This is a genomic window from Bradyrhizobium sp. BRP56 (genome assembly GCF_020194035.1).
Lineage (GTDB): Bacteria > Pseudomonadota > Alphaproteobacteria > Rhizobiales > Xanthobacteraceae > Bradyrhizobium > Bradyrhizobium australafricanum.
Genome location: NZ_JADYVV010000054.1, coordinates 12,453 through 33,623, shown reverse-complemented (window position 1 = coordinate 33,623; position 21,171 = coordinate 12,453). Strand labels below are relative to the sequence as shown.

At 65.2% G+C, this 21,171-nt stretch carries 26 protein-coding genes; 15 read left to right on the top strand and 11 right to left on the bottom strand.

What is annotated here, in order from left to right; all coding sequences use genetic code 11:
- Nucleotides 1–52 precede the first annotated feature (52 nt).
- Nucleotides 53–781 (top strand): class I SAM-dependent methyltransferase, encoded by a 729-nt coding sequence (locus I6F38_RS30790; protein WP_225163044.1) that lies wholly within the window; start codon nucleotides 53–55, stop codon nucleotides 779–781.
- Nucleotides 782–885: 104 nt separating this feature from the next.
- On the opposite strand, the gene I6F38_RS30785 is transcribed toward I6F38_RS30790, so the two are convergent.
- Nucleotides 886–1,200, bottom strand: coding sequence for a hypothetical protein (locus I6F38_RS30785; RefSeq protein WP_225163043.1), 315 nt, complete (start codon nucleotides 1,198–1,200; stop codon nucleotides 886–888).
- 188 nt (nucleotides 1,201–1,388) lie between these two features.
- On the opposite strand from I6F38_RS30785, the gene I6F38_RS44090 reads away from it, so the two are divergent.
- On the top strand, nucleotides 1,389–1,520 hold the full coding sequence (locus I6F38_RS44090; protein WP_276573524.1) for a hypothetical protein: 132 nt from the start codon (nucleotides 1,389–1,391) through the stop codon (nucleotides 1,518–1,520).
- Nucleotides 1,521–1,819: 299 nt separating this feature from the next.
- Here the strand turns inward: I6F38_RS44090 and I6F38_RS30780 are convergent, their stop codons facing one another.
- Nucleotides 1,820–2,401, bottom strand: a complete 582-nt coding sequence (locus tag I6F38_RS30780) for a septal ring lytic transglycosylase RlpA family protein (RefSeq protein ID WP_092086293.1) — start codon at nucleotides 2,399–2,401, stop codon at nucleotides 1,820–1,822.
- Nucleotides 2,402–2,981: 580 nt separating this feature from the next.
- Between I6F38_RS30780 and I6F38_RS30775 the strand changes: the two genes are divergently transcribed.
- Nucleotides 2,982–3,857 carry a hypothetical protein gene (locus tag I6F38_RS30775; protein WP_225163042.1) on the top strand — a complete coding sequence of 292 codons (876 nt, stop codon included), beginning with the start codon at nucleotides 2,982–2,984 and terminating at the stop codon, nucleotides 3,855–3,857.
- Between the two features lie 74 nt (nucleotides 3,858–3,931).
- Here I6F38_RS30775 and I6F38_RS30770 read toward each other — a convergent pair whose 3' ends face one another.
- Nucleotides 3,932–4,561 carry a L,D-transpeptidase gene (locus tag I6F38_RS30770; protein WP_016843930.1) on the bottom strand — a complete coding sequence of 210 codons (630 nt, stop codon included), beginning with the start codon at nucleotides 4,559–4,561 and terminating at the stop codon, nucleotides 3,932–3,934.
- Between the two features lie 175 nt (nucleotides 4,562–4,736).
- On the opposite strand from I6F38_RS30770, the gene I6F38_RS30765 reads away from it, so the two are divergent.
- Nucleotides 4,737–5,120: a hypothetical protein gene (locus I6F38_RS30765; protein ID WP_016843931.1), complete on the top strand. Its 384-nt coding sequence runs from the start codon at nucleotides 4,737–4,739 to the stop codon at nucleotides 5,118–5,120.
- 83 nt (nucleotides 5,121–5,203) lie between these two features.
- Here the strand turns inward: I6F38_RS30765 and I6F38_RS30760 are convergent, their stop codons facing one another.
- Entirely contained in the window at nucleotides 5,204–5,986 is a 783-nt protein-coding gene (locus I6F38_RS30760) for an SDR family oxidoreductase (protein WP_225163041.1), read from the bottom strand.
- Nucleotides 5,987–6,020: 34 nt separating this feature from the next.
- Nucleotides 6,021–6,611, bottom strand: coding sequence for an NAD(P)H-dependent oxidoreductase (locus tag I6F38_RS30755; protein WP_225163040.1), 591 nt, complete (start codon nucleotides 6,609–6,611; stop codon nucleotides 6,021–6,023).
- A gap of 177 nt (nucleotides 6,612–6,788) precedes the next feature.
- Between I6F38_RS30755 and I6F38_RS30750 the strand changes: the two genes are divergently transcribed.
- Nucleotides 6,789–7,040 carry a hypothetical protein gene (locus I6F38_RS30750; RefSeq protein WP_016843934.1) on the top strand — a complete coding sequence of 84 codons (252 nt, stop codon included), beginning with the start codon at nucleotides 6,789–6,791 and terminating at the stop codon, nucleotides 7,038–7,040.
- A 165-nt stretch (nucleotides 7,041–7,205) separates the two neighbouring features.
- The gene (locus tag I6F38_RS30745; RefSeq protein ID WP_225163039.1) at nucleotides 7,206–9,287 is read left to right on the top strand and encodes a HAMP domain-containing methyl-accepting chemotaxis protein; all 2,082 of its coding nucleotides are present in this window, start codon (nucleotides 7,206–7,208) and stop codon (nucleotides 9,285–9,287) included.
- 149 nt (nucleotides 9,288–9,436) lie between these two features.
- Here the strand turns inward: I6F38_RS30745 and I6F38_RS30740 are convergent, their stop codons facing one another.
- Both I6F38_RS30740 and I6F38_RS30735 read right to left on the bottom strand, forming a co-directional pair.
- Nucleotides 9,437–10,600, bottom strand: coding sequence for an acyl-CoA dehydrogenase family protein (locus tag I6F38_RS30740; protein ID WP_225163038.1), 1,164 nt, complete (start codon nucleotides 10,598–10,600; stop codon nucleotides 9,437–9,439).
- 217 nt (nucleotides 10,601–10,817) lie between these two features.
- The gene (locus I6F38_RS30735; protein ID WP_092086314.1) at nucleotides 10,818–11,495 is read right to left on the bottom strand and encodes a nitroreductase; all 678 of its coding nucleotides are present in this window, start codon (nucleotides 11,493–11,495) and stop codon (nucleotides 10,818–10,820) included.
- Between the two features lie 150 nt (nucleotides 11,496–11,645).
- Between I6F38_RS30735 and I6F38_RS30730 the strand changes: the two genes are divergently transcribed.
- A complete protein-coding gene (locus tag I6F38_RS30730; RefSeq protein WP_021079659.1) occupies nucleotides 11,646–11,894 on the top strand; it encodes a hypothetical protein in 249 nt (82 codons plus the stop codon).
- Between the two features lie 123 nt (nucleotides 11,895–12,017).
- On the opposite strand, the gene I6F38_RS30725 is transcribed toward I6F38_RS30730, so the two are convergent.
- Together I6F38_RS30725 and I6F38_RS30720 are read right to left on the bottom strand one after the other, a co-directional pair.
- Entirely contained in the window at nucleotides 12,018–12,263 is a 246-nt protein-coding gene (locus tag I6F38_RS30725) for a hypothetical protein (protein WP_076832093.1), read from the bottom strand.
- A gap of 70 nt (nucleotides 12,264–12,333) precedes the next feature.
- Nucleotides 12,334–13,302 (bottom strand): AraC family transcriptional regulator, encoded by a 969-nt coding sequence (locus tag I6F38_RS30720; protein WP_225163037.1) that lies wholly within the window; start codon nucleotides 13,300–13,302, stop codon nucleotides 12,334–12,336.
- A 393-nt stretch (nucleotides 13,303–13,695) separates the two neighbouring features.
- Here I6F38_RS30720 and I6F38_RS43805 point away from each other — a divergent pair, with 393 nt between their 5' ends.
- The 4 genes from I6F38_RS43805 to I6F38_RS30705 are packed head-to-tail and all read left to right on the top strand — an operon-like array spanning nucleotide 13,696 to nucleotide 15,269.
- Nucleotides 13,696–14,364 (top strand): DUF2336 domain-containing protein, encoded by a 669-nt coding sequence (locus I6F38_RS43805; protein ID WP_346657143.1) that lies wholly within the window; start codon nucleotides 13,696–13,698, stop codon nucleotides 14,362–14,364.
- On the top strand, nucleotides 14,268–14,717 hold the full coding sequence (locus I6F38_RS43800) for a DUF2336 domain-containing protein (RefSeq protein ID WP_346657145.1): 450 nt from the start codon (nucleotides 14,268–14,270) through the stop codon (nucleotides 14,715–14,717). Before I6F38_RS43805 ends, I6F38_RS43800 begins: the two co-directional genes overlap by 97 nt.
- A gap of 7 nt (nucleotides 14,718–14,724) precedes the next feature.
- Nucleotides 14,725–15,027: a PilZ domain-containing protein gene (locus tag I6F38_RS30710; protein ID WP_028332307.1), complete on the top strand. Its 303-nt coding sequence runs from the start codon at nucleotides 14,725–14,727 to the stop codon at nucleotides 15,025–15,027.
- Nucleotides 15,028–15,077: 50 nt separating this feature from the next.
- A complete protein-coding gene (locus tag I6F38_RS30705; protein WP_225163036.1) occupies nucleotides 15,078–15,269 on the top strand; it encodes a hypothetical protein in 192 nt (63 codons plus the stop codon).
- 25 nt (nucleotides 15,270–15,294) lie between these two features.
- Here I6F38_RS30705 and I6F38_RS30700 read toward each other — a convergent pair whose 3' ends face one another.
- Nucleotides 15,295–16,170 (bottom strand): MBL fold metallo-hydrolase, encoded by an 876-nt coding sequence (locus I6F38_RS30700; protein WP_225163035.1) that lies wholly within the window; start codon nucleotides 16,168–16,170, stop codon nucleotides 15,295–15,297.
- Between the two features lie 109 nt (nucleotides 16,171–16,279).
- Between I6F38_RS30700 and I6F38_RS30695 the strand changes: the two genes are divergently transcribed.
- The 3 genes from I6F38_RS30695 (at nucleotide 16,280) to I6F38_RS30685 (ending at nucleotide 18,934) form a co-directional block, all read left to right on the top strand.
- A complete protein-coding gene (locus I6F38_RS30695; protein ID WP_225163034.1) occupies nucleotides 16,280–17,188 on the top strand; it encodes a dienelactone hydrolase family protein in 909 nt (302 codons plus the stop codon).
- 65 nt (nucleotides 17,189–17,253) lie between these two features.
- The gene (locus I6F38_RS30690) at nucleotides 17,254–18,228 is read left to right on the top strand and encodes a glycerophosphodiester phosphodiesterase family protein (protein ID WP_225163033.1); all 975 of its coding nucleotides are present in this window, start codon (nucleotides 17,254–17,256) and stop codon (nucleotides 18,226–18,228) included.
- A gap of 73 nt (nucleotides 18,229–18,301) precedes the next feature.
- Entirely contained in the window at nucleotides 18,302–18,934 is a 633-nt protein-coding gene (locus I6F38_RS30685; protein WP_225163032.1) for a DapH/DapD/GlmU-related protein, read from the top strand.
- Nucleotide 18,935: 1 nt separating this feature from the next.
- On the opposite strand, the gene I6F38_RS30680 is transcribed toward I6F38_RS30685, so the two are convergent.
- Nucleotides 18,936–20,558, bottom strand: coding sequence for an ABC-F family ATP-binding cassette domain-containing protein (locus I6F38_RS30680; RefSeq protein ID WP_225163031.1), 1,623 nt, complete (start codon nucleotides 20,556–20,558; stop codon nucleotides 18,936–18,938).
- A gap of 159 nt (nucleotides 20,559–20,717) precedes the next feature.
- Here I6F38_RS30680 and I6F38_RS30675 point away from each other — a divergent pair, with 159 nt between their 5' ends.
- Nucleotides 20,718–21,161 carry a DMT family transporter gene (locus I6F38_RS30675; RefSeq protein WP_225163030.1) on the top strand — a complete coding sequence of 148 codons (444 nt, stop codon included), beginning with the start codon at nucleotides 20,718–20,720 and terminating at the stop codon, nucleotides 21,159–21,161.
- Nucleotides 21,162–21,171: the final 10 nt, after the last annotated feature.

Genomic DNA, 21,171 nt, shown 5'->3' with positions numbered 1-21,171 from the left:
GCGACACAATCAGCGGTTCCCACACGGTGCGGCGGCGGTTACAGAAAGAGCCATGACGCAGAACATCTACGACGATCCCGGCTTCTTCGCCGGCTACAGCCAGCTGCCGCGGCAGGTCCGCGGACTGCTCGGCGCGCCGGAGTGGCCGGCGATCCGCGCCATGCTGCCCGATGTCGCGGGCAAGCGCGTGGTCGATCTCGGCTGCGGCTTCGGCTGGGTGTCGCGCTGGATGCGCGAGCAGGGCGCCTCCGGCGTGCTCGGCATCGACCTCTCGCAGAACATGATCGCCCGCGCCGCGGCCATGACGCAGGATGCGGCGATCACCTACGAGATCGCCGACCTCGAGACGCTGGAGCTGCCGAAATCGACATTCGATCTCGCCTACTCTGCCCTCGCCTTCCATTACATCAGGGATTTCGATCGCCTGGCGCGCATGCTGTATCGCGCGCTGGTCCCGGAGGGGCATCTGGTCTTCACCGTCGAGCATCCGGTCTACATGGCGGCGGCCCATCCGGACTGGGGGCAGGACGAAGACGGGCGCAAGACCTGGCCGGTCAACCGCTATTTCATCGAAGGCGAGCGCCGGACCGACTGGTATGTGAAGGGCGTGCTGAAATATCACCGCACCATCGGCACCACGCTCAACGCGTTGATCGGCGCCGGCTTCACGCTGCGCCATGTCGAGGAATTCTCCCCGACGCGTGAGCAGGTCAAGGCGATGCCCGAACTGGCCGACGAGCTCGAACGCCCGATGATGCTGTTGGTGTCAGCGCAGCGCTAAAGCATGATCCGGAAAAGTGCGAAGCGGTTTTCCGAAGAGGTCATGCTCTAACTGAAGAGCTAAAGCGCGATGAAGCTTCAACCCGAACTCATCGCGCTTTGGTGTCAAGCCGCGAGCAGCTTGTCGAACTCCTCGGGCGGGTATGATTTCCCGTCCTTGTCGGTGATCACCACCTGCCACCCTTCGCTCGCCCAGACCTTGGCCTTGGCGATGATGATGAAGGTGCTCTCGCGCTCGATCCTGACCGTTTCGTTCTCGCGTTCTGCGATCATCTTGTAGGCCAACGCTTGTCCCTCGCCGACTTGGTCCATCCGGCGTTTGTTGGCAGCGGCTTTGGGCCGGATTTCGCTGGGACTGTGACAATTTGGTGGAACCGCCGGCGCAGGATCCGCCAGCGCGCAACGTTCGGTCGCGCCCATGCGAGCTTTCCCATCAAGGTCGGCATATCCAGCGCCAATGAGTTGACGTTGACGCTGCGCGCGAATCGCATCTGCGGTCCCTCGAAGGTGCAGGTCACGGTGTCGCGAAACGCCGATTCCACGCAGGTCCAGGTCGTCACGAACGTGCGGAGGTCGCGCCAGGTACCGCTCGCGACCACGCGCATCAGGTGGGGCTGGTATTCGTGATGCAGCTTGTTGCCGGTCATCGTCGTGGTGCCCTCGCGCGGCGCATCGAGACCGAGCTCGATCCGGTGCGTGCCTCTGCCGTCATCGAGCGTGCGAAGCCGTCCGTTTCTTGATTGTTGTTTGGAATCGCCGCCCTCCAAAGCAGGACGGAGGTTATGGCGCCGGCTCGCCCTGTCGACGCATGCGGCGCGCATGGCGGCCACAAGAAAAACCCCGCCCTGGAGGGACGCCAGGGCGGGGAAGGTTCATTGGGTAGAAATCCACGCGCCTGGAAATGGAGAGCGCGGGGAAGTAGCGGCAACAATTCTATTTGCCGCCATCATTCGGACAACAGGATTAAAGCGCGCGCAACGCCGGGACTTTTTCCCGATCCAGCTGGCAAAAATCCCGGACCTCGCCCGTGCAGCGCGGTTCACTGCACCACGTCGAGCCTGACATTCGTGATGCCCTTGCCGATCATGCCGAGCGATTGCGCCGCAGAATGCGAGACGTCGACGATGCGCCCGGGGACGTAGGGTCCGCGGTCATTGACGCGCACGGTGACCGAACGACCGCTCTTGACGTCGGTCACGCGCAGCCTGGTGCCGAACGGCAATGTCGGATGCGCGGCGGTCAACTCGCGCCCGTCGAACTTCTCGCCGCTCGCGGTCGGCTGCTCCTCGCTGTAGAAGCTCGCGACGCCCTGCGACGCAATCTTGGTGTGGCCGGTCCTGCGCGAGGCATACGGCGTATGCTTGCGCGCCGTGGCGACACGTGTGCGTGTCGCAGATGACGCAGCCCGCGTCGGTTCGATCGACGCAGGCCGGCTCGCGAGCGCCTGTGAGCGCTGGCTGACGACGGAGGACTGCGCGCACGCCGCGAGCGATGCCGCGCCGATCATCACGGCAAGCAGCCGGAGCGGCTTTCGGGCATGCGCAAACGGGATCGGGGCCGCAGCACCATGCGCGCTGCATTTGACGCCGACGTACGAGTTGACTGCATCGTCGCGTGACATGTTGCACCCCCAACTTGCGCCCCCAGCCCAAGCCGAAAATCCAACGGCCTATCAGCCGAATCCAATCGGGGCGGAACGGTGGCGGAGCGCGGTCAGACGTGCCGGACGCGATGCGATTTGCCCTCGGGTGTGGTGGATGCGCCACACAACCCAGGGAGCTTTCATCCGGAATGCGGTAGGGGCGCTGCGCGAGAGGCCGTGGACGTTCGTGCGCTTCGTCCCCGGCTTGGGTTCCCGAAACTCCCCAACCTCTCCACCCTCTCGCCTTGCTTTGGTCAAACCGGACTGGAGTCGTGGGGACAGGGTCAGGGGTCAATACAGAGCGTAAATTTGCCGGCCGCCCATTTGCGGTTGACCTTGGAATGAAACGGGGACCGCCATGCAATCGACATTGAAAGACGCAGATCCACACGATATTTTCGCGATCGAACCGAGCTTCGCTCCGGTACGTCCGGACAACGCCGCAGCGCCTGCCGGAAGGGCAGCGCCGGGGCAACGCGAGCCCTATTTCGGCTCGAGCCTCGCGCCTACGTCCACCCCCCCGGTCGCGGCCGTCGCCTCGGTGCCGCCGGTCACGCCAATGTCAGTGGCGGCCGAGCCGGCCTATAGCGCGCCAAGCCATGACGGCCGACTGGACGACATCAGATTGGACCGCGCGCCGCGCCCCACCAGCAAATGGGCGATCCGCGCCTTCTGGTTCTGCTTCGCGATCGCCGGCGCCATGGGCACCGCGGCGTGGCAGCACTACGGCGATCGCGCCAAGCAGATCGCCGCCGAGTGGGCGCCCCAGATCGCTGCACTGACTTCGCTGATCCCAGGCAAGGCAGCCTCCGCCTCGGATCAGGCGAGTGCGCCGCCAGCACCGGCGGCGACAACCGATCAGGCGGCAGCTGAAGCTGCACCGGCCACTCCGCCACAGGACGTCGCCACGGCCGTGCCCGCCGCAGCCGCGCCGGCGCCCGCCCCTGTCGCGGCCCCGGCTGCCACAGCAGCACCGGTTGCGCCCGCTACCGCGGCGGCACCAGCCGCAACGGCACCCGACCAGACGCAATTGCTGCAATCGATGGCGCGCGATCTCGCGTCGATGGGACAGCAGATCGAGCAGCTGAAGACCAGCATCGATCAGCTCAAGGCCGGCCAGGATCAGTTGGCACAGCGCGTCGCGAAGACGACCGAGACCAGGGCCGTCGAGCCGCGGCCGGTCGCTCCGCCGCGCCCGCGCGCCGCGGTCACGCCACAGGCGGCGCCGCATGCCGCCGTTGCGCCGCCGCCGGTGCGCCGACCGGCGCAGGCCTATATCCCGCCGCCTCCACCGCCCGCATCAGCAGCGCCGCTGCCGGCTCCCGCCGCCGCCCCACAGGCGGTTGCGGCACCGCGGCCGGTGCAGCAGCAGTCCTCGGTTGTTGACGCGGATGATGGCGGCCCGGTGGTTCGGCCGCCGATGCCGCTACGCTGAGCCTGACTGACCTTTAAAAAAGCGTGCGGCCGATCGCGATGACGCGATCGGCCGCAATACGCTTCGTATTCGAATTACGCGCTCTGTCCCGGCGGCAGAACGACCACGGTCGCGCCCGGCTTGACCCGCTGATAAAGGTCGATCACGTCGCCATTGGTCATGCGAATGCAGCCCGACGAGATCGCCTGCCCGATATATTCGGGCTGGTTGGTGCCATGGATGCGATACAGCGTGTCCTTGTTGCCCTGGTAGAGGTAGATGCCGCGGGCGCCGAGCGGATTGGCCGGTCCACCGGCGACACGCTTCGGATACGGCCCGAGCCGCTCCTGGATATCCTGGGTCGGAACCCAATCCGGCCATTCGGCCAGGCGACCGACCGTGGCGACGCCGGAGAAGGCCATCGCCTCCTCGCCGACGGCGACGCCGTAACGGATCGCCTTGCCGCCGGGCAGCACGTAATAGAGGTAGCGCGCGTCGGTATCGACCAGGATCGAGCCCGGCTGCTCCCGACGGGTGTACTCGACAATGTGCCGCTGGAACTGCTGCGGGATCTTGGCATCCGCATAGGGCGGATGCGCCAGCAATTGCCGATCGCGCGACGTCATCGCGACGTCCGTCGCCGGCGACAGCGTCGCCTGCATGCACCCGCCAAGCGCAAGCGATCCCACCAGCACCGCAGCAAGCCCCAACTTTGACACGATCATTCTCCCCTGCGTCAACTTGTGCCACATGCTGCCGAAATCGTGCTCAAATCGTGGCAGCGCAGGTTGGAACACGTCCGTTTGATCGGTTCTTTCCGTGAGTGTGTCCTGGCGGTTGCACTCGGTTCCCTTGGACGCTAGCTTCACAAAAAACGTCCAAAACCTCCGGAGGAAATTCATGCGTTACGCCCTGCTGATCGGCGGCCTGATTGTCGCAGCAACCCCTGCCCATGCCGATCCGCGCGCGGCCTATGTCACGATGGTGCTGCAGGCCTTCGCCGCCAAGGTCGAGTGCCCCGGCACCGATCTGGTCTATCAGGACCTCGTGCAGCGGGCGCAGGACATGCATCTGCCCGACGGCACCACCGAGAAGGTGCGCAAGGCGATCGCCTTCATGCATACCGGCGGCAAGATGGGCGAGAAGCAGGCCGACGACCTGATGACGGAGGTCGCGATCGCGACCCAGACCACCGACCTCGATCAGCGCCGCGCCGGCAGCATGACGACCTGGTGCCAGGACCAGAAGACTCGGCTCGCGGGTTACATCAGGACGAAGGAATAGAAAGCGTTTTCGAGCGAAGCCTGTCCCGCACTTGATGCGGGATGGGCCGGTTCGCGTGAAGAAAACGCGTCAGACAAGAATCCTCAATCGAGTTCCGGCGGCGCGAACCAGTTGGTCAGCGACAGGCCGCCATCGACCACGATCGACGCCCCGGTGACGTAACCGGAGAGCTTGTGCGAGAGCACGGCAAGCGCCATCGGCGCAAGATCGTCCGCCTGGCCAAGCCGTCCGAGCGGAATATGCTTTGCCAGCGCGGGATCGGCGACGAAGCCGCCGGCCGCGATCGCGCCGGGCACCAGCGCATTGACGCGGATGCCATAGCGGCCCCAGCTCTTGGCAAGCTCCTTCACCAGCATCGCCATGCCGGCCTTCGCGGTCGAGTAATGCGGCAGGTTGCGCGGCGTGCCGGCATGCAGCGAGGTGAGCAGCAGGAACGAGCCCGGCGTCTTCGCTGCGATCAGCCTGCGCGCCAGTTCGCGCGACATACGAAAGCCGGCATCGAGATTGACCGCGTGCATCTGCCGCCAGGTCTCTTCGTCGACGGCCATCGCATGATCGGCTTCGCGGCGCGGCGGCGAAGCACTGTGGACGAAATGGGTGACCTGTCCGAGCGAGGCTTGCGCATGCGCCAGCAGGGCGTCGCACGCCGCGCGCTGCGCGAGATCGCCGACCCACGCGACCGCGAGTTCGGGACGCGGCGCGGCGTTGATCGCCGCCAGAACCTTGTCCTCATGCAGATCGGCAAACACCGTCCGCACACCTTCGCCGACCAGGGCCTGCGCAATGGCGCGGCCGATGCCGTTGCCCGCACCGGTCACCAGGGCTGTCTCGCGCGCGGGATCGAACGGCGATGTGAAGAGGCTCATGATCGCGAAACTCCCGGGATTGGCAGACCTGCGCTCAGTATGGCGGCGCCTTGCGCGCCCGCTGTGCCTTGGCGGCTTCGATCCACCAGGAAAAATCCTCGGCAAAGCGCGGAAAGGCGCGTTCGAGCGCCTTGCCGCCTTCGCCGATCGGCTTGCCCTCGGCCGACAGCGTCTGCGCGATCGGTCCCGCACCGATCGTGCTCGACACCACCACCATGCCCATCTCGGACAGCGTGCCGTGCCAGGCGGTCGCGGCGCGCACGCCGGCGAACCGCCCGGCCGAATAGCTTGCGATCGCCGCGGGTCGCCAGAACCATTCCTCGAGGAAATGGTCGGTCAGGTTCTTCAGCCCGGGCTGGATGCCCCAATTGTATTCGCCGGTGACGAACAGGAAGCCGTCGGCGTCGCGGATTTTTCCGGCCAGCGTTTCGAGCACGGCCGGTGCCTGCCCCTTGGGATGTTCCTTGTACATCCGGTCGAGCATCGGCAGGCCGACCTCCTTGGCATCGATCAACTCGACATCGTCGCCGCGGGCGCGAAGGCCGTCGACGACGAAGTGTGCCAGCCGGATGCCCATGCGATCCGAGCGATAGGAGCCGTAGAACACGAGAATGCGGTGGGTCATGATAAGCCGATCCTAGCACGGTGCGGCAACAGCGTCCTGCGGCGCGGCGCGCGCAAGTGTTAACCGGCATGCCGGCTCGTTCCGCATTAAGCAATTCGTCGCAGGCCCCTCGCCGTGGCCAAAAATCGCCAGATTTGTTTTCTGGATATGTTTTCGCTTCGAGAAGGAGGAACCGACATGCGGATCGCAAAGCTGGTTTTCGCAGGCTCGCTCGCAGCCATCGCTGCCGTTGCCACGCCTGCGCTGGCGAAGAGTACCGAGCGGCAGAAGGCCGACGAAAAATCCACGACCACCACTTCGTCCGGCTGCCAAGCCTATCAGCAGGCCGCCGATGGCACCTGGAACCAGCTCCCCTGCGGCGAAGCGGGCTCGAACGGCGCCACCCAACACCGCCCCGCGGCCAAGGGCGCTGACGACGACGAACACTGACGTGTCACGCCCTGCCGCCACGTGCGGCCGGGCGACGCAGCGCCTTCGACTTTCGGACCAAACTGCCGGGACCGTTGCGGCGGCTCCCGCATCATAAACCCAAGCTTAATGCACGCCCGCTACGGTTGAGGCCTCCCCTCTCTCGTCAAGAATGGCGCGCATCCCATGAAAATCGGTACTCTCCTGACGGCCGCGATCGTCTCATTGTCCGCGGTCGGCGGCGGACTGGCGGCCTATGTCGCGGTGACCAAGTACCAGACCATGGACAAGGTCTCGACCGCGCAGAGCCGGCTCGAAATCGTCCGCGCCGTCAGCGACATCCCGCGCTACATGAACTCCGAGCGCGGCATGTCCACCAACCTCTTGTTCAGCCCCGGCGCGATCGACCAGAAGCAGATCGCCGATCTCGACAAGCTGCGCAAGCTGACCGACGGCGCGCTCGCCAAGGTCAATCAGGTCCGCGCCACGCTGCCCGGCTCGCTCGACGACGGCGAAGCGGTTGCGAGCGCGATCGATGCGCTGAAGGCCAAGTTCGCCGCGCTCCGCGACGCGATCGAGAAGGCGATCGCAGGTCCGGTCGACGCCCGCCGTCCGGCGGCAACCAAGATCGTCGCCGACAACTCCGTCTTCAACGCCGGCGTCACCGTGCTGCTCGACGAGCAGGTGCGCCGCCTCGCCGGCCTCGACGGCAACGCCTACCGCCAGGCCAGCTACGCCAATGTCGCCTGGACGCTGCGCGACACTGGCGGCCTCAATGCCAGCCTGCACAAGGCGCTGGTCGGCGCCAAGCGTGTCGCGACCGAACAGGAGAAGCTGGAGTTGTTCCGTAGCACCGGCCGCACCGAGCAGATCCTCTCGACGCTGCAGGAGTTGCGCAACAATCCGGCGACATCAGCCAATGTCCTGACGGCGCTGGGCAAGATGCAGGCCGACTACGTCGAGCGTTTCGGCAAGGCGCTGAAGCTCGCCAAGGAAGGCGCGATCTCCGGCAAGTATGAGCAGGACGTCGAGACCTATTACGCCGAATCCCAGATCGGCCTCGCCTCCATCATCACCGTGCGCGACGCATTCTACGAGAATGCCGAGCAAGGCCTTGCGAGCGCCTATTCGTCGGCGCGCTTCAGCTTCGTGGTGGCGCTGATCGGGCTGCTCGCGGTCGTTGCCGTCAGCGCCGGCCTGATCGTCATGGTCCGCCGCCGCATCCTCAACCCGATCGCCGCCCTCACCGGCCGGATGTCGCGCCTTGCCTCTGGCGAAGTTGCCGAGACGATTCCGGGCGCCGCGCGCAAGGACGAGATCGGCGCGATGGCCGCCGCCGTGCAGGTGTTCAAGGACAACAAGATCGAAGCCGATCGCCTCGCCGCCGAGAAGGAAGCCGAGAACGACGTCAAGATGCGCCGCGCCCGCGTGCTCGACGACCTGACCCGCACCTTCGAAGCCAAGGTCACCGAGCTGGTCGGCGGATTGTCCGCGGCATCCTCGGTGATGGAGGAGACGGCGCAATCGATGTCGGACACCGCCGCCGCCACCAACCGCCAGGCCGCCGTCGTCGCCGCCGCGTCCGATCAGACCTCGACCAACGTGCAGACGGTGGCGAGTGCCACCGAGGAGCTGACCTCCTCGATTTCGGAGATCGCCCGCCAGGTCGCGACCTCGACCGAGATCGCCGCACGCGCGGTCGATCATGCCCGGCGCACCGGCGACACCGCGCGCTCGCTGGCCGAGGGGGCGCAGAAGATCGGCGACGTCGTGACGCTGATCCAGAGCATCGCGGCACAGACCAATCTGCTCGCGCTCAACGCCACCATCGAGGCGGCCCGCGCCGGCGAGGCCGGCCGCGGCTTTGCCGTGGTCGCGTCCGAGGTGAAGTCGCTGGCCGGCCAGACCGCGAAGGCAACCACGGAGATCTCCGAACAGATCACCGCGATCCAGACCGCGAGCGACGAGACCGTGACGGCGATCCGGAGCGTCATCGACGTCATCACCGAGATCGACCAAATCGGCACCGCGATTGCCGCCGCGATCGAGGAACAGGGCTCGGCGACCAAGGAGATCTCGCGCAGTGTTCAGGAAGCCGCGCGCGGCACGCAGGAGGTCAATTCCAACATCTCCGGCGTGCAGCGCGCCGCCGACGACACCGGCGGCGCCGCGAACCAGGTGCTGGGCGCGGCCGAACAGCTCTCGACGCAGTCCAAGGACCTCGCCGGCCAGGTCAACCGCTTCCTGTCCGACGTGCGAGCCGCGTAATCGAGAGCACGTGGTGACCACGTGGCAGGTTTTCTCCTCGTCATTGCGAGGAGCGACAGCGACGAAGCAATCCATGTCTCCACTGCGGCACGATGGATTGCTTCGCTTGCGCTCGCAATGACGGGTTTGCCTGAGGGCCGCGCGCCCTGCTAGCCGCCGCGCAGGCCGAGCACGCGGCGGGCAATCGCCTGGCGATGCACCTCGCTCGGCCCTTCGTAGACCCGCATCAGGCGCGCCTTCTGCCACAGCGCGTTCAGCGGCAATTCCAGCGTCACGCCGAGCGCGCCGAGCGTCTGCATGGCGTGGTCGCAGGCGTCATAGGCCATCTCGGTTGCGAACACCTTGATCATCGAAGCCTCGTGGCGGATGTCCTCGCCGCGGTCGGTCTTGTCGGCGGCCTCGCGCACCATCAGCCGGCACGCATGCATGCGCGTGGAGATGTCGGCGATCCACCACTGGATCGCCTGGCGATCGGCGAGCTTGACGCCGAACGTCTCGCGCTGCCTGGCGTGCTCGCACATCATGTCGAGCGCACGCTTGGTGATGCCGACGCAGGTCGATCCCATCTCGAGCCGCCGCGTGCGCAGCCGCAGCTGCATCGGCGCGTAGCCCTTGCCGACCTCGCCCAGCACGGAGTCCTTCGGGATGCGGCAATCCTCGAACACGATCTCGTAGGTCGAGCCGCCGCCGACCATCGGGATCTCGCGCTCGATGATGAAGCCCGCCGTGCCCTTCTCGACAATGAAGGAGGTGATGCCGCCCTGGCGCTGATCGTTGCCGACCCGCGCCATCACGATGATGAAGTCGGCGGCGCGTGCATTGCTGATCCAGATCTTGCGGCCATTGAGCACCCACTGTTCGCCTTCGAGCACCGCGCGCGTCTTCATGCCCGCGGGATCGCCGCCGGCGCCGGGCTCGGAGATCGCGATCGCCGAGGCCATCCGGCCTTCGATATAGGGCTGCAGATATTTCTTCTTCTGTGCGTCGGTACCGACCGCCTGCAGCATGCGCAGGTTCGGCGAGTCCGGCGGCAGCACGAACGGCACGCAGCTGCGGCCGAGTTCTTCGTGCACCGCAGCCATCGTGCGCGTCGGCAGGTCGTGGCCACCGAGATCCTCGGGCGCATCGAGGCCCCAGAGGCCGAGCTCCTTCGAGACGTCGCGCAGCCGCTTGCGCTGTTCCGACGTGAGCTCGGGGTGATCGCTGCCGGGCAGCTTCGATTTCAGATAGTGCGGCTCAATCGGGATCAGTTCGCGATCGACGAATCTCGCGACGGTTTCGCGGATCATGGCTGTCTGTTCATCGTCGCTCATCTGAGATTCCTCGCCTGCGCTGTTGTGCTTCAAAAAACCAGTAGCGCATTTTTTACCGGCGGGAATAGCGGAAACGCGCAGCCGCGCTCACGCTCGCGCGATGGTTTCACGGCGCGGAATTCAATATCCCGCGGCGTAGTCGCCGGACACGCCCGTGCATCGCGCAGCCGATCGCGCCGCACGAGGTTGTTGCCCCGAGCAAGCGAACGACGCCGCGCTAATCGGCAAAGCCGACGTAGCGGACAAAATCGTTGTTGGCCTCGCGGTCGGAGCGCACCGCATTGGCGGCAAAGCCGTCGTCGGGATAGCCCATCGCGACGCAGGTCATGATCACCTCATCTTCCGGGATGTCGGCGACCTCGCGCACGATGTCGGAGCGCATGATGCCCTGGCCGTTGATCACGCTGCCAAGGCCGCGATCCCAGGCTGCCAGCACGATGCCGTAGCAGAGCGCGCCGAGATCGAAATGGCAGACCGCGCCCGGATCAAGGATCCGGTCGTAGGTCAGGACCAGCGACACCGGGGCGTCGAACTGGCGGAAGCCGCGCAGCACCCAATCCTGCCGCATCGGCTTGTCGTCGCGGGCGATCCCCATCGCGCCGAACAGCTTCTTGGCGATGTCGACCTGGCGGCCGCGGTGCACGCCCTGGTATTCGCCATGGCTGACGATGTCGCGCTTCACCTTGGCACCGGCGACCATCTCTTCCATGTTGCGGCGGCGCACTTCCTCCAGCGGCGCCCCGGTCAGGACGTGGACATGCCAGGGCTGGGTGTTCATCGAGGACGGCGCGCGCTTGGCCACCTCGATGATCTCCTCGACGGTCGCCCGCGACACCGGCTGCTTCTTGAACCCGCGCACGCTTTTGCGTGATTGTACCAGCGTCTCGAATTCCATTCCGCGCTTCCCCGATTTTGTTCCGCGCTGCACGCGGAATTTCCTTGATCTGATCGGGTTATTTTATCGACAAAATCGGCCATGGGAACTTGATCGGACCAAGAATCCCGTATCCAATCCGGCCACTGGTTTGGTTTAGGGAGAACCCAGATGAAGCGGATTTTCTTGGCGGCCGTGATCGCGACCTTTGCCGCCGGTTCGGCATTTGCACAGGACGCCTCCTGCGAGACGAAAGCCGTCGGCAAGGATGGCAAGCCGCTGGCCGGCGCGGCCAAGACCTCGTTCATGAAGAAGTGCACGACGGATGCCTGCGAGACCAAGGCAGTCGGCTCCGACGGCAAGAAGCTCGCCGGCGCGGCCAAAACCTCGTTCATGAAGAAGTGCCAGAGCGGCGCCTGAGCCCTCGACGGGCGTCTACACGCCCCCACAATCGGGGACAGACCATCGGGTCGCGCCGGGCGCGGCCCGATCGGCTTTTGGCGGTAGAGGGCCGCTGGACGGGACGCGTATTCTGAGGCGCCCTCAGAACGAGACGCCGACCCGCACGCCCCTGCTCCAGACCCGCCGGCAACGCTTCCTGGTGTTGCCGTGAAACATTTCGAAACGTTCCGGCAGCTGGGTCGGCTTGGCAAATTCCAGGCAGGCCCCGCCGGCCGAATAATCCACCAGCCGGCATTCGATCAGCGGCGCCTTCGGTTCAAGCTGGAGCTTGACCACGCTGGACACGCATCCGCTCGGACGAACACGCGCAAATCTCCGGGGATGCATCAGGCCGCCTCTGGTGAAATCGTACCCACAGGCTCGTCGGCGGCCGTTAAGATTCCGTTCAGATCGATGGTTACGAACCGTGTCCGCGGGACGGATCGGCGCGGGTGGCGCCCGGACGGCGCGAGGCGGCCAGTGTCTCCGATGGCGCTTCTCCGAACTGCGACCGATAGCTGCGCGAAAAATCGCTTAAGTGCCAAAATCCGTAGGCCAGCGCGCACGTCTTGACGCTCGGCGCACCGGCCAGCAGTTGCTGGCGCACCAGCCAGAGCCGGCGCAACCGCAAATAGCGATGCAGGCTGACGCCCCGGTAGCGCTGGATGGCGTCATGCAGCGTGCGCACCGACACGCCGATCTGCCTGGCGAGTTCGCCGCTGTAGATCGGGTGCGCCACGTCGCCTGCCAGAATTGCGCGCGCGTCGTTGAAGACCTTGAACTGGCGCGTCGTGTTGGCCCGCGTCGTCCACTTGGCCGGTACGATCTCGGCGAAGGCGTTGTCGATCGCCGCAAGCAGCGTCTCCTTGATCGACTCGCCGCTAGCGAACGGGGCGTCCTCGGTCGGCTGCGAGGTCACGAGCAGGATGTGCCTTACCACTTCGCGCAGCCGATCCTGCGCGCGTTGAGAAATTTCGTGAATGCTGAAATGGAGACCTGCCTGCGGCCAGCCGCGGTCGACAATCTCCGGCGTAAACATCACCGAGGCATATTGGCGGGGCGTCTCCTCCACCGACGAGTAGAACGCGCCACCGCCACCGAGCACAATGACCGCGCGATCGCGCTCGACGCCGTTGAAGCGGATCGGGACCCCGTCATCCATCGTGAAGCCGACCGCAGTGGTGTGCGGCGCAAGCTGTGCGTCGACGATCCGCGGAAAGGACTGCGTGTAGTTGAGCTCGCATCCCGGCAAACTCAGGATGACCTGCTCGGCCGAAATCTTCCGCGCCAGTGGCGTGAAATCAACATCCAGATTTCGGATCGAACTCCGGAATGCATCAACGTCGTCAAAACGAAAGACTCTCGGCACCGGTAATGGCGCCGTCAAATGACCGCTCCCGTGAAATGCTCTTGAAAAATTGCGCGCGACGCGGCGCCTTGCGCGCCGGCCTCATCAATAAATTCCATGCACAAAATGCGAATCGTCCAATAGGTTCAATCAGGAAAAATGCGGTCCGTTCGTCGCACCGGACAATCCGGCAATGTAACGCGGCTGCCGAATTTCGATAGTCTTTAGCGGGATATCCACCGCCGCGATCGGCCCTCCCCATCGATTTCTATACCCCTATTAAAGATTCGAGGAGCAAATTGGCATCGGGAACGATGATGTTCCTCGTCGCGGACCATTTTAGAGACCGCAATGACAGTTATTGCCTCGCCCGATCTTATTGCCAAACTCGACCATGTCTTGAAAGCTGGCTCGCCCGACCTCCGCACGCGCATGCTGCAGGAGGTGGCCGGGCTGTTTCTCGAAGACGCTCACCGCCTCAGCGCGCACCACGTCGAGATGTTCGACGGCATCCTGGTCCGTCTGACCGAGAGCGTCGAACTGCGGACCCTGACCACGCTCAGCCGCTCGCTTGCCGATTTGCGCCTGGTGCCGCGGGAACTCGCGCGCCGTCTGGCCAACCATGACGACGCCGATGTCGCCGCTCCGATCCTGCGCAAATGCGAATGCCTCCCCGATGCCGACCTGATCGACATCGCCTGGATGCGGGCCGAGGGACACCTCTGCGCGATCGCAGGACGCAAGGCCGTCAATGCGGAGCTCACGGACATTCTCCTGATGCGAGGCGACAGCAGCGTGCTTCGAGTCCTCGCGCGCAATCCCGGCGCTGATCTGACCAGCGCAGGCCTCGCCATGATGGTCGATGCCGCCGAGCGCGACGACGACATCGCCGACGCGCTGATATCGCGCAGCGACCTGCCCCACCGCGTTCTTGTCGACCTCGTGATGCGATCAACGCCGCGCCAACAGGCCCGGCTGCTCAAACGCGCACGCCCCGGGACGCGATCCGCGCTGCGATCGATGCCAGCGCAGCCCGCGCCTCCGCAACCCCACCAGCCACAATCGACTATGCGGAGGCGCGGGCCACCGTGCTGGCCTTGAACAGAACCGGGCAGTTGAACGATTCCAGCGTCAACCGTTTCGCGATCAGGCGAGAGGTCCGCAACGTCGTTGCGGCGCTGGCGCAGCTCGCAACCGTGCCGATCGAGACGATCGCACCGCTGATAGAAGCCGCCGACATCAGCGGACTCGTGATCGCCTGCCGCGCATCGCGACTGAACTGGAACACGACGGCTGCCATCGTCAGCTACCGGAAGGCCGGGCTGACGGTTGCACCCGATGAGCTGCAGCGCGCACGGGACATGTTTGAAGGACTGGCGCTATCCAACGCGCAGCGCACGATCCGGTTTGGTTCGCTTAGCGAGCTGACCGCGAAGCGCTCCCAGGCAGTGTGAGTGATGAATGACGTATGGTGACCGCAGGGCGGAACGCGTCAGGCTCGAGACGCGCTATCCCGTCAATCTCATGGGTGTCGACGGCACATGGCGGCGGAGTTGCATCCTGCTCGACGTCTCGCAGAGCGGGGCCCGCCTCGAGGTCGACGGAACGCTCGATGTGCTGAAGGCCCAGGAGTTCTTCCTGGTGCTGTCCTCGCGTGGATTGGCTTTCCGCCGCTGCGAACTGGTTCGCGTCGACGGCGCCGAGATCGGCGTGAGGTTCATCGAAGAGAGACGGCGCAAGGGACGCCCCGTCATTCCAAGGTGAGGATTGCCAAATGTGGATTGGCGCAACCGGCCCGAAGGGAAGTTGACGACATGACCGTGCAGAGAGCGACCAACATCACGGTATCGACCGCCTCCGCCGCACCGTTGCGCGGGACCATCGAGATCGACTGCGCCGGCACCGTCGCGACGTTTGCGATCGACGAGGAAATGGCGCATCGCCTGTGCGCCGATCTGGAACGGTTTCTGACCCAAGTCCCGCACCGGACCCGCGCAGCGCGGTGACCTTGAGCTGCCGACTGTCGCGCGCCTACTCCCGCTTGAAGCGATAGTCGAAGCGATCGCCATCCGCCTTGATCAGGCCGACCGTCGGGGCCGGAAAATGGATCGGCAGGATCAGCGTGTCGGTTTCGGCAACGGACGCAAAGAACTTCCGCCGCGATAGTGCCGACTGCTTCGGGTCCCAATCGGGCTTGGCCGACCATTCCGGTTCGCGGCACTGGATCGCATGGTGCATCAGGTCGCGCGCGACCACCGCGCGCTGCCCCTTCGAGAAGATATTGACGCAGCAATGGCAGGGCGAATGGCCGGGGGTCGGCGTCAGCGTCACGGTGTCGTCGAGCGCGTAGTCGTCGTCGACCAGGAGCGCCTGCCCGGCCTCGACGATCGGCAGGCAATTGTCGCGGAACACCGTGCCGGGCGGATTGGCGCCCTTGGCGTTCTCGGCCTCCCAGGCCGCGTACTCGCCCTTGTGGAAGACGTATTTCGCGTTCGGGAAGGTCGGCACCCAGCGCCCGTCGCGCAGGGTCGTATTCCAGCCGGTGTGGTCGATGTGCAGATGGGTGCAGAACACATAATCGATCTGCTCATAGGAGATGCCGAGCGCGAACAGCTCGTTGCGCCAGCGCTCCTTGCCCGGGAAGTCGAACGGCGGCGGGTGGCCCTTGTCCTCGCCGGTGCAGGTATCGACCAGGATGGTGTAGCGCGGCGTCCGCACCACGAAGGTCTGATAGGTGATCACCATCATGCCGCGCGCGGCGTCGAAGACCTCCGGCTCCATCGTCTTCAGATGATGCTTGAACACATCGTCGTTATAGGTCGGGAAGAAATCCTGCGGCCGCCGCCACGGTCCTTCGCGCTCGATCACCGCATCGATCGTGATGTCGCCGATCCTGATTTGCTTCATGGTTGTTTCGCTCCCGGTTTTTTGTAAAGCGTAGCGGCGGCACCTCGCCTCACAAGCCGAGCACCGTGCAGCACGCCATGCGGCTTTGCATTGCTGGAGGGAAACAACCATGCCGCAATTCATCCGAAATCCTGCTCATGCTGCGGGAATGACCCATCGCGCGATTCCGATCGTCCTCCTGATGCTCACGACATTGCCGACAGCGGCGGCAGCCGCGCCCGACACCGTTTTCTTTCCGAGCGCCGACGGCAAGACCGAGATCGTCGGCTACCTGTTCAGGCCGCAAACGCCAGGTCCGCACCCTGCCATCGTGCTGCTGCACGGCCGCGGCGGGCCCTATTCGATCAACGTCAACAAGGACTGCACGCTGGTGTCGCAGACCAATCCGTCGGCGGCCTGCAATGCCGGCAGCCTGTCCAAGCGCCACGCGATGTGGGGACAGTATTGGGCCGGCCACGGCTATTTCGCGTTGCTGCCGGACAGTTTTGGCCCGCGCGGCAAGGCGCACGGCTTCGGCCGCTTCACCCATGACGATCCTGATCGCACCGACGTCAATGAGAAGACCGTGCGGCCGCTCGACGCCGAGGGCGCGCTGAGCTGGCTGCGCAGTCAGAACGAGATCAGCGGCAACCGCATCTTCCTGCAGGGATGGTCGAACGGCGGCAGCACCGCGCTGAACGTGATGCAGCGGCAAGGCCCGACGTCGGGCTATCGCGCCGCGCTCGTGTTCTATCCGGGCTGCGGGCCGGCCGCGCTGCTGGCGCAGACGCTCAGGTCGGCAGCACCGATCACGATGTTGCTCGGCACGGACGACGAGGAAGTATCGCCCGACCGCTGCCGAGACGTCGCCAGCCGCTCCGTTGCTGCCGGCAGCAAAATCGACGTCGTGGTTTATCCGGGTGCCACCCACGATTTCGACGATCCCGGCCGTCGCCGCCAGTCGAATCCCGCCAACAGCGCGGCACTCCAGGACGTGATGGTGCGGGCGATTGCCGCAGTGGACGGCTTGAAGGATTAGGCCGCCGCAAATCGACCAGAAAGCCCCCCTACCCGGGCCGGCGATCCAGCAAGGAACCGAGTCGCTTGGGCAGGAAACTGAAATACGCGGCAGCGGCGATCGTTGCCGTCGCCGCCGCAATCTACCTCAACAACACGAGCCTTCTCGCAACGCATGCCGGCGGCAAGCCGGTGCTGCTCGCCCATCGCGGCATGGCGCAGCGTTTCGACGAGCGCGACCTCAAAAACGACACCTGCACCGCGGCGCGCATGCTGCCGCCGACCCATGACTATCTCGAGAACACGATCCGCTCGATGCGGGCGAGCTTCGAGCGCGGCGCCGATATCGTCGAGCTCGACGTCCATCCGACGACCGACGGCGAGTTCGCGGTGTTTCACGACTGGACCGTCGATTGCCGCACCGACAGCCAAGGCGTCACCCGCGAACAGCCGATGGCGCGGCTCAAGATGCTCGATATCGGCTATGGCTACACCGCCGATGGCGGCAAGACCTTTCCGTTCCGCGGCAAGGGCATCGGCCTGATGCCGTCGCTGGACGAGGTGCTCAAGACCTTTCCGGATCGCCGGCTCCTGATCAACGTCAAGAGCCGCGATCCCTCCGAAGGCGAGAAGCTCGCAACGGTCTTGAACCGGCTCGCCGCCGAACGGCGCAAGCTGATCATGGTTTATGGCGGCGACGAGCCGATCGAGACGATCCGGCGGCTTGCGCCGGAGACCCGCACCATTTCCCGCGCGGCGCTCAAGAGCTGCCTCATCCGCTATATCGGCTATGGCTGGACCGGCATCGTGCCTGATGCCTGCCGCAACGCCATCGTGCTGGTTCCGATCAACTACGCGCCCTGGCTATGGGGATGGCCGGACCGCTTCCTCAACCGCATAGCCGCGGCCAACAGCGCGGTGTTCGTGCTCGGGCCTTATCAGGGCGGCGAATTCTCTACCGGGGTCGACGATGCCGATCTGTTCCGTCGCCTGCCCGAAAGCTATTCCGGCGGCATCTGGACCAACGAGATCGAGACCATCGCCCGCCTCACCGGGCGTTAGATCCGGCCTCCTGTCATCTCTTCGTCATAGAAATTGTGCGACTGAAGCGGCTCGTCGCATCGAGGACAACGCTATGAACGCACCGAGCCTGACCCGCCCCAAGATCGCCGAAACCGTCATCGAGCCGACGGTCAAGCTGCGCGAGGTCAAGGTCGGACGTTGTTGCGAAGTGCTCGGCGACACCGCGATCGAATACACCGAGCTTGGCGATTACTCCTATCTCGGCAGCGGCTGCATCGTCGCCGACGCCGTGATCGGCCGCTTCTGCGCGATTGCGGCGCAGGTCCGGATCGGCGCGCCCAATCATCCGCTCGAGCGCCCCTCCCAGCATCGCTTCACCTACTGCCCGGAATACTACACGGCCACAGCCGAGCGCGATCATGACTTCTTCAGGAACCGACGCGCGGATCGCGTCGTGATCGGTAACGACGTCTGGATCGGCCACGGCGTGATCGTGTTGCCCGGCGTCTCCGTCGGAGACGGCGCGGTGCTGGCGGCCGGCGCCGTGGTCTCGCGCGATGTCGCACCCTACACCATCGTCGGCGGCGTGCCGGCCCGGCCGATCAAGGAGCGGTTCAATCGCAAGATCGCCGCCGAGCTGTCGCAGATCGCCTGGTGGAACTGGCCGGCTGAAACCATCTGGGAACGCCTGCCCGAATTCCAGTCCGGCGATGTCGAGGCGTTTTGCGCGCGGTGGAGAGCTTGAGCTAGCTCCGCAGTCCCGGCGCTTCCTGGCCGGTACGCGCGACATATTCAGTGTAGCCGCCGCCATATTGATGGATGCCGTCAGGGGTCAGCTCCAGCACGCGGTTGGAGAGCGCGGCGAGGAAGTGCCGGTCGTGCGAGACGAACAGCATCGTGCCCTCGAACTCAGAGAGCGCTGATATCAGCATCTCCTTGGTGGCGAGATCGAGATGGTTGGTCGGCTCGTCGAGCACCAGGAAGTTCGGCGGATCGAACAGCATCTTCGCCATGACGAGCCGCGCCTTCTCGCCGCCCGAGAGCACCCGGCACTTCTTCTCGACGTCGTCGCCGGAGAAGCCGAAGCAGCCGGCGAGCGCGCGAAGGCTGCCCTGCCCGGCCTGCGGAAACGCGTCCTCCAGCGACTGGAACACGGTGCGCTCGCCGTCGAGCAGGTCCATCGCATGCTGGGCGAAATAGCCCATCTTGACGCTGCCGCCGACCGCGACCGCGCCGTCGTCGGGCTCGGTTGAACCGGCGACCAGCTTCAGGAGCGTCGACTTGCCGGCACCGTTGATGCCCATCACGCACCAGCGCTCCTTGCGACGGATCATGAAGTCGAGGCCGTCATAAATGCGCTTGCTGCCATAGGCCTTGTGGACGTTCTTCAGGCTGACGACATCCTCGCCCGAGCGCGGCGCCGGCTGGAATTCGAACGCCACGGTCTGCCGCCGCCGAGGCGGCTCGACCCGCTCGATCTTGTCGAGCTTCTTGACCCGGCTCTGCACCTGGGCTGCGTGCGAGGCGCGCGCCTTGAAGCGCTCGATGAACTTGATCTCCTTGGCGAGCATCGCCTGCTGCCGCTCGAACTGCGCCTGTTGCTGCTTGTCGGACAGCGCGCGCTGCTGTTCGTAGAACTCGTAGTTGCCGGAATAGGTGGTGAGCTGGCCGGCGTCGATCTCGACCACCTTGTTGATGATCCGGTTGATGAACTCGCGGTCATGCGAGGTCATCAGCAGCGCGCCCTCATAACCCTTCAGGAACTGCTCGAGCCAGATCAGGCTTTCGAGATCGAGATGGTTGCTCGGCTCGTCGAGCAGCATGACGTCCGGACGCATCAAGAGGATGCGCGCCAGCGCCACCCGCATCTTCCAGCCGCCGGAGAGTTTGCCGACGTCGCCGTCCATCATCTCCTGGCTGAAGCCGAGACCTGCCAGCGCCTCGCGCGCGCGGCCGTCGAGCGCATAGCCGTCGAGCTCCTCGAACTGATGCTGCACCTCGCCATAGCGCGTGATGATATCGTCCATCTCGTCGGCCTTATCGGGGTCGGCCATCGCGGCCTCGAGTTCCCTGAGCTCGGCCGCGACCACGCTGACGGGCCCTGGCCCATCCATCACCTCGGCGACCGCGCTGCGGCCGGACATCTCGCCGACATCCTGGCTGAAATAGCCGATCGAAATGCCGCGATCGAGCGAGACCTGGCCCTCGTCCGGGATTTCCCGGCCCGAGATCATCCGGAACAGCGTGGTCTTGCCGGCGCCGTTCGGCCCGACGAGGCCGATCTTCTCGCCCTTCTTTAGCGCCGCGGAGGCTTCGATGAAGAGGATCTGGTGGCCGACTTGCTTGGAGACGTTATCGAGGCGGATCATGCTCTAATACTGGGGAACTGAGGGTTTGCGGCCTCTTATTCGATCTGGGACGTCGGTGGAAGCCCATTCCGCAGGTTCGTGCCGCGTTTCGTGCATGCCACGATCGTTGCCAATCGAATATGACATGAAGCGGTTCGACGATCGGTTTTGGGGCATCTTATGCAAGTCTGGCTTCTCTATCTGCTCGCGCTCGGCGCCGGCATCTGCGTCGCGGTTCAGCAGGTCCTGAACGGCAATCTCAGGTCCGCCCTCAACTCGCCGGCCTGGGCCGGGCTCGTCAGCTATCTCGGCGGGCTCGTGACGATGGCGGTCGTGCTGGTCGCGACGCGCGAGCCGGTGCCGTCCTGGAAGCTGGTGACGGCTGTGCCGTGGTGGGCCTGGAGCGGCGGCGTCCTCGGCGGCATCTTTATCCTGCTGATGATCCTGCTGCTGCCGCCGCTCGGCGCCGCGACCCTGCTGGCACTGGTGGTTGCGGGTCAAATGCTCGCGGGCATCGCGATGGACCATTTTGGCCTGTTCGGGCTGGCGCAGCACCCGGTGTCGGTTTCACGGCTGGCCGGCATCGCGCTGATCATCGGCGGCGTGCTTCTGATCAAGGATTGACGGGCTCTCG